The following is a 13,342-nucleotide window of genomic DNA, read 5'->3' on the forward strand; positions in this document are numbered from 1 at the left end:
ATGTTAAACGAATCCCTGCCCGGGAGCTCGTTCTCAAAAACGGTTTTAGTTACCGCTGGTTGGAAATTTTAAGCGCGTATCTTAAAGAAAAAGGCTTGTTGCACATCCTGCAAGAAGAACCGGGAAATAAGAACGGTTGAGCCATTCGACCATTTCTAATAATTTGCCGCGGACGACGGCAGCACTTACCTGGTCAATCGTATAAAACTCTTTACTCAGGCTTTTCGTGGAGATCTTGTCCTGGCGTTTGGTGCGGAAGTTCGTGGAGACGAACCGGAATATGCTGGCGAAGCCTTCGTCTGGTAATAAGTGTGTTTCCAGGAAAACACAGATCAGGCAGGCTAAATGAGCAACGGAAAGGTTCAGTGGCATTTTCGTCGCGACGGGCAACGTTGTAGAGAGGGGCTGTTGTAAAGTCAGATGCGCAATAGCTAATTCTTCTGCAAGCCATTTGTCCAGCATTTCAAACAAACTGGGCCAGCTGGGATGGCAGCTCAGGTCTTGCAAAAACGGAACTGCACTGTTTCTGATTTTGCAGCTTGCCAGAAATTCAAATTTTTCCCTGGCATCCGCCGGCATGGCATTACGGATAATTTGCTGCCGGTAAAACAGGTAACCCAATTGGTTGAAATTTCGCTGGAAAAGAACCTGATTTACTGCTTCCTCTGAAAACCCGCTGTCCAGTATGCCAGCTAACTCGGTTAATAGTCCCTCCAAATAAAACAGGTCCCGGTAAGTTAATTTATCCCCTCTGGGTTCCAGGAACGACCCAAGATACGAGATAAGGCATGATTGTAGGTCCGAAGATAATATGCTGCCGGAAACCTTTGCCAGGACTTGATCAAGACGCCATTGTAACCGTTCGATGTAAAAATCGCGGAAGGCGATAGCGACCGGTATATTGGGGTTAAGATAATATGCAAATTGGCTCCATAGGAAATCGATCAACCCGTTTATTTCTGAAGAAGTTTGACATTCCGGGTCGTCATCAAGGGCCGAAAGCCTGCCCAGCTGGTAATTGAAATATCGCCGGAGCGTTTGCTCGGCTGCGTCGGACAGAAGGGTACTCAACCATTCTGATTTCAATCGTTCAGACCATTCTAAAAACGGTGCTGCTGATGGCGGCCATCGAAAGTCAAAGGGCTCGGTTGTTGGCATTGCTTATTAGTTAAATTTGTAATGTCCCAAAAGCGCATGCGGTTGAGTTTTCGGTGGTCCATCATGCAAATCGTTACACCGCCGGAACGGCCAACCTAGTTAAGAAAGGAAAGCCGGCCATCAGCCGTGAGGCATAAGCAACACTGGAGACGAACCGGCTTAATAGTTCAATTACGACTAGCGAGCGCCTCCGTGAGTAGTAGTGATCCAGGTTTGCGTGGTTTGTTCACCTGACGGACGAGCGGTTCCGGCGCTCTTGTTAATCATTGTTCCTACGCGACGTACGCGGCTGAATGTTACTTTAGATTTTGGTTTCATACATTATTTAATTTACCTTTAAATTAAGAATTTAGATCTAAGCCTTTACCAATATTACACGAACATCGCTGGCAATGATGTGAGTAACCCGAACAGATATGTTAATGTTGAGCCGCCCCAACCACCTAACCCTTCCGCAAAAGCTCATCCTTCATTTGGGCTGCTGGACCCTGCTGATTTTTTCGGAGCTTAGTTTTTTGCGCGCCGTCGGTGCACCCTTGGAAAGCTTCACTGTTTACGCCACTTACTATGTCATCAACGCCTTGTTCTTTTATGGGCTTATTGCGTTGACCACGCATTTTTTTACAAGGCACCCGAGACCATACCTAAAGGCTGTGTTGTTATACCTGATCATTTGGCTGCTTTACTTTGGCGTCAAACAAATCGCCGAAATACTGCTTCACCAGGGGCCGGCGATAAATTACAAAGCATCCGGCTATTGGCTAAAATTTCTTACGATCCAGTTTCACCGCGGACTTTTCTGCAATATTCTCGTCGCTTTCTATAGCATGGCCCGACTCACCGGTGAGTACCAGCAACAGGCAGTGACCACACAAAATACATTGCGCCAGGCGCAAATGAATCCACATTTACTCTTTAATATGCTGAACCGGATCTACACTAATTTCCATCAGGTTTCAGAAGAAGGTGCCCGGGCCGTATGGTTGCTATCTGAGATTATGCGCTATGGCACTGAGGCCAGTCAGCATGACGAGCCAGTCTATCTGCGAGATGAGATCACACAGGTCCGGAACCTGCTGGAAATGCACCGCCTGCGTTTTGACGGGCAGCTCGCAATCGAAGTCGAGATGGCCGGTGACTTTCATGACGCAAAAATCATTCCGCTTGTTTTGCTTACACTCACCGAGAATATGCTCAAACATGGGGATCTGCAACACCCCGACAACCGCGCCATCCTACGCATCGAATTTGATGAAAACCGGGTGCTAACTTATTACAGCAGGAACCGGATTAAAACGTCCGTCCGGGGCAGAAAATCGACAGGCCTCGGCCTTGTCAATTTGAGACAGCGACTCCAGTTCGCTTATGACGACCGGTTTTCCCTCGTCGACCGCAGGGAACGTGATGAATTTGAAATATCCCTGAAACTACAACTATGAAGCTCAGATGCTATATTATCGACGACGAGGCACATGCTGTCGCTTATCTAAAAGCGCTGGTCGAAAGAACAGATTCGCTGGAACTGATCGGCAGCGCAACTTCGCCGGTCTTCGCCCTGAAGGAGATCACTAAACTTCGTCCGGACGTCGTTTTTTCTGATATCGATATGCCCGATCTCAACGGACTTGAACTGGCTGCCGTATTAAAAGATCGGGCGCGGTTAATTTTTACAACTTCGTACCGCGATTACGCCGTCGATGCCTTTGAACATGAGGCGGTAGATTACCTCTTGAAACCGTTCTCGACTGAACGCTTTCAGGCGGCAGTTGAAAAACTACTAGCCGGAACCCCCATTAGCGCGGAAGCAGCGCCTTCCCGCTTCTTCGTTAAATCCGGCGCGCGTGGAACCCTATTGCCGGTTGAGCCAGGTGACGTCATTTTTGCATCCGCTCTTTCGAATTACATCGAAATCAACATGCTGGACCGCAAAATCGTAACTTATCTTACCCTCGAAGAACTGCTCCAAAATTTGCCCCGCGACCGGTTTTTAAGGATACATCGTTCCCATATCATTAACACGGCTTACATTAAACGCATCGAATCCGACCAGATTATACTGAGCGACGGGAGCGCTTTGACCGTCGGCCGGACTTATCAGAAGTCTTTCCAGCTGGCCATTGCCGGAAGGTCACTCATCAGCTCCAGGGAAAACAGCGACAAAGCCAAATAGCAGCGCGCAAAACGTGCCACGGAGGTCTGTCAATTACGCGCGCCGCATATCGCGCACCCAGGCAACTGTTATCTTGCTTAGGCAATACCAAACGACCAATTCATTGGCGCGCCAGTCGTTCATAAAGGTCCGGTTCATTTGCATATGCACCAGGTCGGCAACGAACCGCGACCGGTCATCGATATTCATTTCACTGGTCGTCGGCACGAGGGCTTGGCAGGCATCCAAAAATGCCCGCTCCTGCGGACGGAGTGGCTCAAAAACGTTTGCTGATGGAATCGGCCTGCTTTTAGAAACGCCGGTGGACTGAAATTGCCGGAATGCCTTGGCCAACGCAGGTAATAATCCTTCCTGGGATTTAAATTCTTCCAGAAATCGCTGGAAAACCTTCTCCGTAAAAGCCGCCTGTGATTTACTTTCGGGGTAGAAAGCTTCCATCAGCATGGTGGCGCTCCTGATCGCATAAGCGAGGATATCGTCACTGTTTCCACCATACAGATCGGCAATTGCCTGCAGAACCATATCGCTTCCTGACTGAAACAGTCCTTCTACTTCTTCTATGCGCCCCGCACCGTACCGCTCTAATTCGCGCCGATAGGTGTCTATCACCAATCCGGTTATCAGATGCTCCAGCCCGGATTGCCGGAGCATTTTTTGGATCGTTACTAAAAGCGCGCCGGCACGGTGTGGCGAACTCAAGAGGAAACGGACGCGGAGGTGGTTCCCCGGGTCGGTATAACGGATAAAGAACCATTTGCGGATGTAGCGGGAATGGCGTCTCAAGACGGGTTCAACCAGTTCGGCCAGGATGCGGTTGACCACTTGCGGTGTAGCGTAAATCTTTAGATACAGCCAGGGGCTGCCCGGCCCAAAAGTGCGCTCACCGGCTGGGAACATTTGGGATATGGAGCGGTTGTCATTGTACACGATTTTCCCGTGATGCAAAAATGCCATAAACTGGGCTGCATAGGGCTCGTGGCCGGTTTTCACTGTTCCGTCACCAATTGCAGTTTCCGTTAGAGTAGCTCGTTGGGTGTTCCGGATGCAATTCAGGAACAACACAGCCTGTTTCGACTGTCTGAGGTCAAAGGTCAATTCCTGGTCGCCCTCAACGAGGCAAATCAGGTCCGGCAATTGCTTTTGCGCGCGGAAACGGTTCAGCGCGTCTAAGGCTGAACGCTTGAACAAATCCGGCCAGGACTCCCTGTTAATGAGCCATTTTGCGCGGCTGATGACCACGCCCCGGTACTCGATACGGGGATAAAACTCCTGTTCAGGCAGGATCTGCGCGAGATCCGGTAACTGCACGGTCCGCAAGCCCTGGTATTGGAGGTCGCAAAGAAAGTTGAACAGTGGTTGTTCGCTCCTCCGGAAATTATAGGCCGTTGACAATCTCGGGATGACCCTTTTGTTAAGGCTGCGGGATTCGAGTATCAATTCGTTTCCAGATACGGAAACTAACAGGTCATCAGGATAAAGGATGCTGCTGTTCCTACCGGCATCTTGCAACTCCAGGCTGATCTGGTAACCGAAAACCTGCGCACGGCTGTTGATATTGTCTGTGTGGTCTTCGGAACGATGGTTAATGTCGGCAAAGATTACGTCCGGGCTGCCTGCCTGTTCGCGCTCGGCCAGGTCGGCGACCTGCTCCCTGATTGGTTTGCTAAACCGGCTGAACCGGCCGGCAAGCTGCGTAGCCGAGGATCCGGAAAAACCATCGAGGAAAAGACGGTCCGCACCCTTTCGGAAGAGCACTGCAAGGGTTCCCGGGAAAGGATCTTCAGCCGATAGGTTGGCGGGGTCGGCCGGGATGTCCTCCAGGACAATTGGCTGGCGCAAGTCCTTGCGCGACAGTGATAGTAGCCGGGACAGAACCAGTTTTTTCCAATCAGGGTCCATTTGATCTGAACCCGCAGAAGGAATGCCCGATTTGGTGATCATGGAGGTCGGCCCGTTAGGCTCATCCGCCATCGACAGCTTACCGTAAGGCAATCCCGAATCAGGATCGAAAAGTGTAAGCAGGGGCACCTTGCGCAATTCATACCGCTCATAAAAAGCTTTTCGGAAATCCGCTAACCGCTGTGCGGGCTTGCCACTATTCAGCCGGCATAGCAGCTGGACCGCCGCCAGTAAGTCCCGTTGTAAATTCGGGTCGAGGTTGCCGGAGGCCACAGGGCGTTCCAGGCAGGCATAAGGGGGAGGTCCTGCCTCATGGCTTTTGCCGGCTATTGGGTGCTTGCGGAATTTTGCGTAGCAGACCTGTTTTAACTGGGCATCTGCTCCGGACGGGATGAGGAGCGGTGTGGTATCAACCGGGCACAACACTTGCTCCTGCAGCAAATAGATCATATAGCGTCGTGCTTCCACTTTGTCACATTGAACCTTACCGGCAACCCATGTCGCCAGTGCACCCAATTTTAGCGGGCCTTTCTCCAACAAACGGAACATGCTGTCGTTCAGTTCACCCGTTTCCAATTCCTGCAGATGGAAACGGTAGCGGCGGTCAGCACCTGCAGTCTTTGACCAATAGCGGTAACTATTGCCTACGCGATAGGTCAGCGGATTTTTGCCAACCTGCAAATCCTTTTTCCACCTGATATGCCCGGCGTCTGCCAAACGGACATCTGGTGCGTAATGGAGCAAAGCGGTTTTGCCATTTACCATTTCAATTCCACCCTCATCGCCCCATTCCGCATGGCTGACCGAAGCAAAGGCGCCGAATGGTATAGCGCGGAAGCACATCCGGTTGTAGTACTTGTGCAAGGTGAGCTGTGCCTTTTCCGGGATGGCTGCAAGCTCGAAATTCGCTGCGCGCGCAATTTCGTAGACCGAAGGACTGGCCAGCCATAGCGCATCCTGAAAACTTTTCTTCTGGAGCACCACCGGAAGGCGCTCCGGATCATACAACAAGTAACTGAAATAGGGTGCCCGCAAAAGCAGGCCCCGGGAAAACTGATACTTCATAACGACATGTCTAGGGGTATTACTACCCATTTACAACTGTTTTGCCATGGTCCGCCCGCTTTACTTTGATGAAAACTAACAGCCCATGAAACATTTATTAAGATCCCTGCCCGTTTACCTGCTGATCATCCTGTTCGTTTACGCACCGGTCAGCAAACTGCTGGCTCCCGGGGAATTCCTCGGGCAGTTATATAATCAGCCATTCCCGCACTGGGCGGCCGACGTATTATTCTATGCCTTACCCCTCATTGAACTGTTGGCAGTAGGGCTGTTGTTGTCGGAGCGCTTCCGCCTGGCCGGGCTCTGGCTATCTACCGGCATGATGCTCGCTTTCACCGGCTACGTTGGCACCGTATTGCTGCATGCCTGGCCAAGGGTTCCCTGTTCCTGCGGTGGCATCCTCAACCGGATGTCCTGGCGGGCGCACTTCGCTTTTAACCTGGCCTTCTTGCTGGTCTGCGCCACGGGGTTATTGTTGACTTACAGCTCCAGGCCAAAACCGCGGTTCCGGCTGAGCAGGATAAGCTGATCCATACCTACAGGGGAAGCCGAAAACCTGGAAAAGAGTAGGCGTTCATCACTAAAGTTTTCGTTTGTTTTTGATCTAAAAGCATCCATCGTTATGAAAAATGTAAGTTTTAAAATGGGCCTGTTGGCCGTAGCGATCGGCGGAACATTCGCTTTGTCTACCAGTGCACGCACATTGGACCGCAAATGGGGGCTGAATTCTTCTACCGGCATGTACACGGACCTGACCGGCAAAATTCAGGGCACCAACTATCGTTGCGATGCCAGCGCGAACACCTGCACCGAAAGCTATCCTTCTGACGTTAACCCTAACGATCAGGCCAATGACCAGCATCCGGGTGTGGCTGAGCCAACCGCTTCTACAGAAGGCACTTTTATCAGCCTTTAAATCCCTTATCCCCGGCCGCGCCCAGCAGCCGGGGATTTTTGTGTCTGGGATATAACTCATCGGTCATTTTGCACCAGGGGGTTAGCGAGCAGCTCGTCCGGAGTGATTGGATAAGTGTACCGGGGGCTTCCCGGCTCCAGCGTATAAGCTGCCCCATTCAGGGTTCTGATCAAGGTTACTGCCGTGGACTGATTTAGGTTCAGCCGTTTCAGGTCGTACCACCGCATATTCCGTCCGACCATTTCCTTTCTTCTTTCTGCCAGAATCAGCATGAGTATGCTTTGGGCATCCGTCCCGGTATAGGGCACGAAAGTGCCTTTCTTCCAGCGTTTGACCAGCAGGTTATTGAGGTCGGCCAGCGCGGCTGCCGCCTGGCCGTTACGGGCATTGCACTCCGCCCGGATCAGGTAAAGCTCATCATTCGCCAGCCCCGCGAACAAAAGACTGGATCCCGTATAGCTGCCTTTGAAATTGATCTTTCCCAAACCGTTATCCTTAAAAAGCAGGACCTTTCTCAGATCATTGCTGTTATAGGAGCGGTAAAGGACAGAATCGCAGTAAAATACCGATGTCGCGGCGTTGAAGGAATAAGAAGCCATCGCGTCATGGTAAACCACCTCGTCATTGCCGTTGGGCAGGCTTTGGGGAAAGGGGCGTGCTGCGGTGGTGCTCAGGTTGTTGTAATCCAGTAATTTACCATTGAGCTGCAACGCGGAATCCGCGTAGGCGCCCGCCTGGGCATAATTGCCCATGGCCAGGTGGATGCGGGCCAGCATGGCCAGTGCTGTTACAGTCCCCGGACGGCTTTTGGCAGAAGTTGTCGAAGGCAACAGGCGGCGCGCACGGCCCAGGTCTGCCAGTACCTGCCCGTAGCCAGCCGACAGGGAAGAGCGGGGCACCAATTTGGTGACGTCCGGGTCGAGCCGGATCGGAATGCCCAAAGCAGTGGCAGCTGCCTGCGGCTGATAAGCCGGTCCAAACATTTGCAGCAAATGGTAGAACGCCCAGCCCCGGCTGAACAGCGCCGTGCCTTCGACCGCGTCACGGTCGGCCGATGCCGGTATTTTATTTTGTGTCAGCCCATCCAGTACGACATTCGCATAAAAAACCTGCTGGTAAGCGGCATTCCAGTCGAACCCTTTTTCCACCCCGAAAATATCGGCCTGCCACAGGTAGCTGGTCCGCTCCTGGTTGTTCGTCCAGGTTTTCCACCCGGCGTCCGTCGTGTAAAAATCCCCATCGGCAACTTCCGTGAGTCCCGGGGAACGGTTGAATACTGAAAGGTTATCCAGAAGGGCCCGGAAATCGGCCAGCGTCTCCGGCACGAGGAGGGACTTGCTGGGCTTGGTATCCAGGAATTGTTTCTGACAGGATACCACCGCTGCCGAAAGCAGCAGCATCAATATAAAAGTCTTTTGCTTTTTCATGTTGTTCAGGTTTAATAGTTCATTCGGATACCCGCCGCATACGTTCTCGGTGCAGGGTAGGTGGTCACTGCGTCCGGGTCGATCCCTTCCTTATTGGCGCGCCAGATGATGCCCAGGTTACTGGCGTAGCCGTATAGTTGGAATGGATGGGCTTGCAGAAATTTTGATTTCCGGCCCAGTGTGTACGAAAATTGTATATCCTGCAGCCGGATGTGATCTCCCTTATCCACCAACGCTTCCGAATACGTATACAGGTTGTCACGTCCGCTCACGAAGGATGCCGGGACCGAGGGCACGATAGTGTTCAGCTCGTCACCCGGTTGCTGCCAACGCTGGCTGTAGTCCCCATGTTGGCTGCTCAAGCCATAGTCGCTGTTGTAGCGGATGGAGTTTCGCCGGAAATAGTAACCAAACTTGTAGGTGATGTTTGCCGATATGCTGACCGGGCCGTAACTGAAGGTATTGCGCAAAGCCCCGAATACCTGCGGGCGGGAAGGGCCATTATAAATGAGCGTCGCCGGCGTGGTGCCGTTGATGATTTTCGCATACTCCTTACTGGCCTGGCCGTTCAGGTAACCCATCGGGTCGCCCGTCTGCGGATCCAGCCCTGCCCAGCGGTAGCTGTAGATGGCATAAAGCGGTTTGCCCTTCAGCGGGTAAAAGCCGTTACCGCCCCCGGTCAGGTACAAGGATGCGGAAGACTGCTGGTCATACCCGGTGACTTTGTCCGTAATGTAACTCAGGAAGAAATCGGTCACCCAGCCTAAACGACCTGTCAGGTTGTGCGAGGTCAGGTTGAAGTCCAGGCCCTGCCCGGCACTCGATGCCGTGTTGCCTGTAAAAATGCTTACACCCGTAGAGGGAGCAAAGGCGGTACTGCCGATCAGGTTTTTTCCCTGTTTGAAGAAATATTCAAACGTTCCGCTCAGCCGGCTGCCAAACAAGGCAAAGTCCAACCCCAGGTTAATGTTACGGATACGTTCCCATTGCAGTTCCGGGTTCGGCGGGTTGATGATGGTCGCATAGGGTAAACGGCTCTGGCTGTCGCTGCCGTCGAAATAGGAGGCTGTCGTAAATGCCGACAGGCTTTTGTTGATATTGCCGTTGTAACCGTAAGTTGCGCGGAATTTCAGTTCGGGCATCCAGCTGAGATGGTAAAAATCCTCCCGGGAGATCGCCCAGCCCAGACCCGCCGACCAAAGCGGTACGCCTTTCCGGTTGGTGGTCACCCCGAACAGGTTCGAACGGTCAAAACGGGCACTTCCCGTCAGCGTGTATTTGTCCCGGAAAGTATAAGCGGCATTGCCATACCAGGAAACATAATGATCGGTCGCATCGGTTTCGTAATCAGCGTAAGGAATGGTGTTAATGTTAAAGGGGTTGTCGTACATGAAAAAGATGCTCTGGTAATCCACCGGCTGGCTGGTGGCATGCGCACCATCATAGCCATACAACCGGTTCCCCAGGGAATTGACATGCAGCGTTTGCAGCTCGTATCCACCGATGGCTGTCAACCGGTGCGGCCCCTGGTGATAATCATAGTTGAGCTGCCCGCGGATGTCATGGTTGATGGATTCCCCATCTAACCTATCCAGTATGCCACCCAGTGGGACCGGACGCGTCAGCGAGCCGGCTGTTCCCTGCGTAAACTGGTTGATGAGGGTACGGGTATAGTAAGTATCCAAACTCTGGAGGTTGCGGCCACGCGTCAATGTATGGTCGTACTGGTATAAGACCTGCGCGTTCAAACCTGGCAGAATGATATATTTCAAGGAAGTGTTTAACCGGATGTCGGAAACCTTGTTGGTATTATTGGCAGCGTCCAGCTCATCGATCGGGCTGTAAGCCCAGCTCAAGACGCCCTGCTGCGCGGCAGCTGCTACAAAATCCTGGCGATAGTCTTTCGTGATCGGTACTGCATTGCCCGCATCATCGGTGAAGTGCGCATAAGGGTATAATTTGTTGCCGTAGTTCCATACCGGGATCCCGGGGTTGTTCAGCTGGTTTTGCGTTTGGGTCAGATAGCCCGACGCCGAAAACTCCAGCTGGTGGTTGAGCATCGACCAGGTATTGCCGCCATTGAGGGTCACCCGGTTGAAGGCATTCCCGGACTGGTTCGCTAAATTCCTGTCAAAGCCTGCAGAAAACTGGTAACGCTGCGTACTTGTTCCGCCATCCAGCCCGAGTGCGTACTGTTGGCTCACGCTGTTGCGGTAAAGGTATTTAGTTTCGTCCTGTCGTAAATCGTTACCTGCCAGGGCTGCGATCTGGCGGTTGGCTTCGGCGGCAGAAAGCTTACCATCCCGGCTGGCAATCAGCAGTTCGACAACAGGAGAAAGCGGCGCGTGGAAATCAGAATTTTCAGTGCCTGTAAAATAACCTTCCGTAAACAGGCGGCGTTCAATCGCGATATAATCGCTGCTGCTCATCTGCGGTTGGTAGAACAGGTTCGGACGCTCGCCAATGTTTACATTGGCATTGAAAGTCACCCGCATACTCCGGTTATAGCTCCCTTTACGGGTGGTGATCACGATTACCCCGTTACCGGCCTTGGCGCCCCAAATGGAAGCGGCAGCGGCATCTTTCAGTACGCTGATGCTTTCTACGTCGTTCGGGTTGATATTTTCGATGGGCTGGTTAAAAGGAAAGCCGTCCACGACGATCAGCGGATCGGCACTAGCGGATTTCAGCGTGCTTTGCCCGCGGATGCTGATCTGGGTACCGGTGGTATTAAAGCTCAATCCCGGGGTCACATCTTTCAGCCTCGTTAAAATATCGGTGCTGACGCTCCGGTTCAATAGGGTGTGGTCTACCTGTACAAAAGAACCGGTCACCCGTTCTTTCGGTAAGGTTTGGTAACCGGTGGATACAACCACTTCTTTGAGCTCCGCAGTGGCGGATACCAAATTTACACGCAAAGTGTCCGAATGTGGCATCAGGAATACCTGTTCCAGTGGCTCGTATCCGACGTAGGTGGTTTTTAAAAGGTATTTGCCGGAAGGCAGACGGAATTGGAAGGTGCCATTTCCGTCGCTCCGGGCCTGGTAAGCCGTACCGGGGATACTTACCGTTGCCCCGGCAAGGGGCGTGGAACCGTTGCTGACCTTCCCGGTCAGCACGGTTTGGGCATACCCACTGCCGAAAAGGCAACAGAGCAGCAATAAGAGTAAATAATTTTTATGCATGGGTTAGGGTTTAGTTTGTAGGTAATCAGGGTTATCTGCAACCTGCAGGAAATCCGCCTGGGCGTTTTTTTCGACGAGTTTCAGGCCGTAGGGTGCCAGCCCGGCATTGATGGCCGCAACATTGGACATCGAGGCGGAAAATTCGATGTCAACTCGGCCTTTGTAGCCGGTGCCATCGAGGATGGGATGGGGGTAAAGCTGCAGGTATTGGTGACTGAGCCGCATCAGCAGTTGTGCCAGGCTGCTGTTATGCAGCTCACAGCCAAATGGAGTGACGGCAACTTTAACCTCACCACCGGCAGAACGGAAATGGTCCATTTCGCAAGTTTTTACCAACACGAGACAGGTGGAATCTTTCCGGACTACGCTGACCTTGTATTGCGGGAAGAGCCGGTCGATGTCCGCGTGCATGATAGGGTAGGCCCGGGTCGCAAGTGCCGGGGGTAACAATAGTTCGTAAGTGTAGCCATGACCGGCACTCAGCCACTCGGTGTAAGCGCTGCCGGTCAGTTTGGAGGTTAGGGAAAGGGAGTCTTTGGTCTGGATAATAAACTGTGAAGGCGCGAAGTAGCGGCCGCGGTCGCCGAAGGCCATACGGAGCAGGGACAGCATCGGTACGTTCCGCACATTGAACTTTTGCCCTTTGACGGTGTCATAGCGCGTAATGGTTGTACCCGGCGTGAGGCCGGGGATATAGCCAGCCAGCATCGAATGGTACCGCAAAAATTGTCCTGTACCACCATTGCCGTCTACGAGCAAGGGCTGGTTGTCGGTATAAGGCATGGACAGGTCTATCTTTTGCCGGGTAGGAAATTGACCAGCGAGGGCTGCGGTGATAGCATTTGCGTTGACTTCGCCGGCTTCTGTCAATGCCTGTACAGTGCCGGTGCCATCGATCCACACATAGTGCGGTAACGACTGGTGGGGGAACAGGCGGTGGAGCAGGCTGTCATGGAAGATCTCCGGGGAAACCCTGTCAATCCGTTTGCGGATACTGGTCAATACCGGCCGTGCCAGCTGCTCGGTTTCATAGGTGACCGGAAGGATGAGGGCTTTACCCGCAAATGCGGTATTTAAGGAGTCACCTTTTCGTATCATCACGCGACAGGGTGCACACCAGGTTGCCCAGAAATCCAGTATTAATACCTTTTCGTGAAAATCTGAAAGGTGGACGTAAGTAGGTTGATGGTTGGAAATGGCAAGGCGCAGATCGGGCACTTTGTCCCCAGGCTGCAGGCCTTTGGCTGTGATATTTTCCTGCGCCCATACCCGGAAAATAGGGCATAGGAGTAGCAGGAAGCAAAATTTTAGCTTCATTTTAAGGTTGTAAAAGTTCAGGAAATGAGATTACTAGGATAGAATAGCAGTCAGGAGATTGCTATAGCAATAGACGGTTAAACCGGAGCTTTAATTAAATTCCTAAATGAATATTTGATGGAGAAAGCACGGGAAGACCGGGAATGGCAGGAAGCCTGCAACTCTTTGGAAGTGCAGAGATTGACAGATTCATGTGGGGTTAGGT

At 52.3% G+C, this 13,342-nt stretch carries 10 protein-coding genes; 4 read left to right on the plus strand and 6 right to left on the minus strand.

Annotation, left to right across the window (positions count from 1 at the left end; genetic code table 11):
- Positions 1-81: 81 nt before the first annotated feature.
- Both GSY63_RS06970 and GSY63_RS06975 read right to left on the minus strand, forming a co-directional pair.
- The gene (locus GSY63_RS06970; RefSeq protein ID WP_166585069.1) at positions 82-1,158 is read right to left on the minus strand and encodes a hypothetical protein; all 1,077 of its coding nucleotides are present in this window, start codon (positions 1,156-1,158) and stop codon (positions 82-84) included.
- A gap of 177 nt (positions 1,159-1,335) precedes the next feature.
- Positions 1,336-1,476 (minus strand): hypothetical protein, encoded by a 141-nt coding sequence (locus tag GSY63_RS06975; protein ID WP_166585070.1) that lies wholly within the window; start codon positions 1,474-1,476, stop codon positions 1,336-1,338.
- A 104-nt stretch (positions 1,477-1,580) separates the two neighbouring features.
- Between GSY63_RS06975 and GSY63_RS06980 the strand changes: the two genes are divergently transcribed.
- Together GSY63_RS06980 and GSY63_RS06985 are read left to right on the plus strand one after the other, a co-directional pair.
- Positions 1,581-2,597, plus strand: a complete 1,017-nt coding sequence (locus GSY63_RS06980; RefSeq protein WP_208094479.1) for a sensor histidine kinase — start codon at positions 1,581-1,583, stop codon at positions 2,595-2,597.
- Positions 2,594-3,328, plus strand: a complete 735-nt coding sequence (locus tag GSY63_RS06985) for a LytR/AlgR family response regulator transcription factor (RefSeq protein WP_166585072.1) — start codon at positions 2,594-2,596, stop codon at positions 3,326-3,328. The genes GSY63_RS06980 and GSY63_RS06985 overlap by 4 nt, the downstream gene beginning before the upstream one ends.
- Positions 3,329-3,361: 33 nt before the next feature.
- Here the strand turns inward: GSY63_RS06985 and GSY63_RS06990 are convergent, their stop codons facing one another.
- Positions 3,362-6,292: a lantibiotic dehydratase gene (locus GSY63_RS06990; RefSeq protein ID WP_166585073.1), complete on the minus strand. Its 2,931-nt coding sequence runs from the start codon at positions 6,290-6,292 to the stop codon at positions 3,362-3,364.
- Positions 6,293-6,377: 85 nt separating this feature from the next.
- On the opposite strand from GSY63_RS06990, the gene GSY63_RS06995 reads away from it, so the two are divergent.
- Entirely contained in the window at positions 6,378-6,821 is a 444-nt protein-coding gene (locus GSY63_RS06995; RefSeq protein WP_166585074.1) for a MauE/DoxX family redox-associated membrane protein, read from the plus strand.
- A 93-nt stretch (positions 6,822-6,914) separates the two neighbouring features.
- Positions 6,915-7,208 carry a hypothetical protein gene (locus GSY63_RS07000; protein ID WP_166585075.1) on the plus strand — a complete coding sequence of 98 codons (294 nt, stop codon included), beginning with the start codon at positions 6,915-6,917 and terminating at the stop codon, positions 7,206-7,208.
- Between the two features lie 56 nt (positions 7,209-7,264).
- On the opposite strand, the gene GSY63_RS07005 is transcribed toward GSY63_RS07000, so the two are convergent.
- From GSY63_RS07005 to GSY63_RS07015, 3 genes are read right to left on the minus strand one after another with little or no spacing between them, the layout of a single operon-like run.
- Positions 7,265-8,635 (minus strand): RagB/SusD family nutrient uptake outer membrane protein, encoded by a 1,371-nt coding sequence (locus GSY63_RS07005; RefSeq protein ID WP_166585076.1) that lies wholly within the window; start codon positions 8,633-8,635, stop codon positions 7,265-7,267.
- Positions 8,636-8,646: 11 nt separating this feature from the next.
- Positions 8,647-11,820 (minus strand): SusC/RagA family TonB-linked outer membrane protein, encoded by a 3,174-nt coding sequence (locus GSY63_RS07010; RefSeq protein ID WP_166585077.1) that lies wholly within the window; start codon positions 11,818-11,820, stop codon positions 8,647-8,649.
- 3 nt (positions 11,821-11,823) lie between these two features.
- On the minus strand, positions 11,824-13,137 hold the full coding sequence (locus tag GSY63_RS07015; RefSeq protein ID WP_166585078.1) for a TlpA family protein disulfide reductase: 1,314 nt from the start codon (positions 13,135-13,137) through the stop codon (positions 11,824-11,826).
- Positions 13,138-13,342: the final 205 nt, after the last annotated feature.

The organism is Mucilaginibacter agri (genome assembly GCF_009928685.1).
GTDB lineage: Bacteria > Bacteroidota > Bacteroidia > Sphingobacteriales > Sphingobacteriaceae > Mucilaginibacter > Mucilaginibacter agri.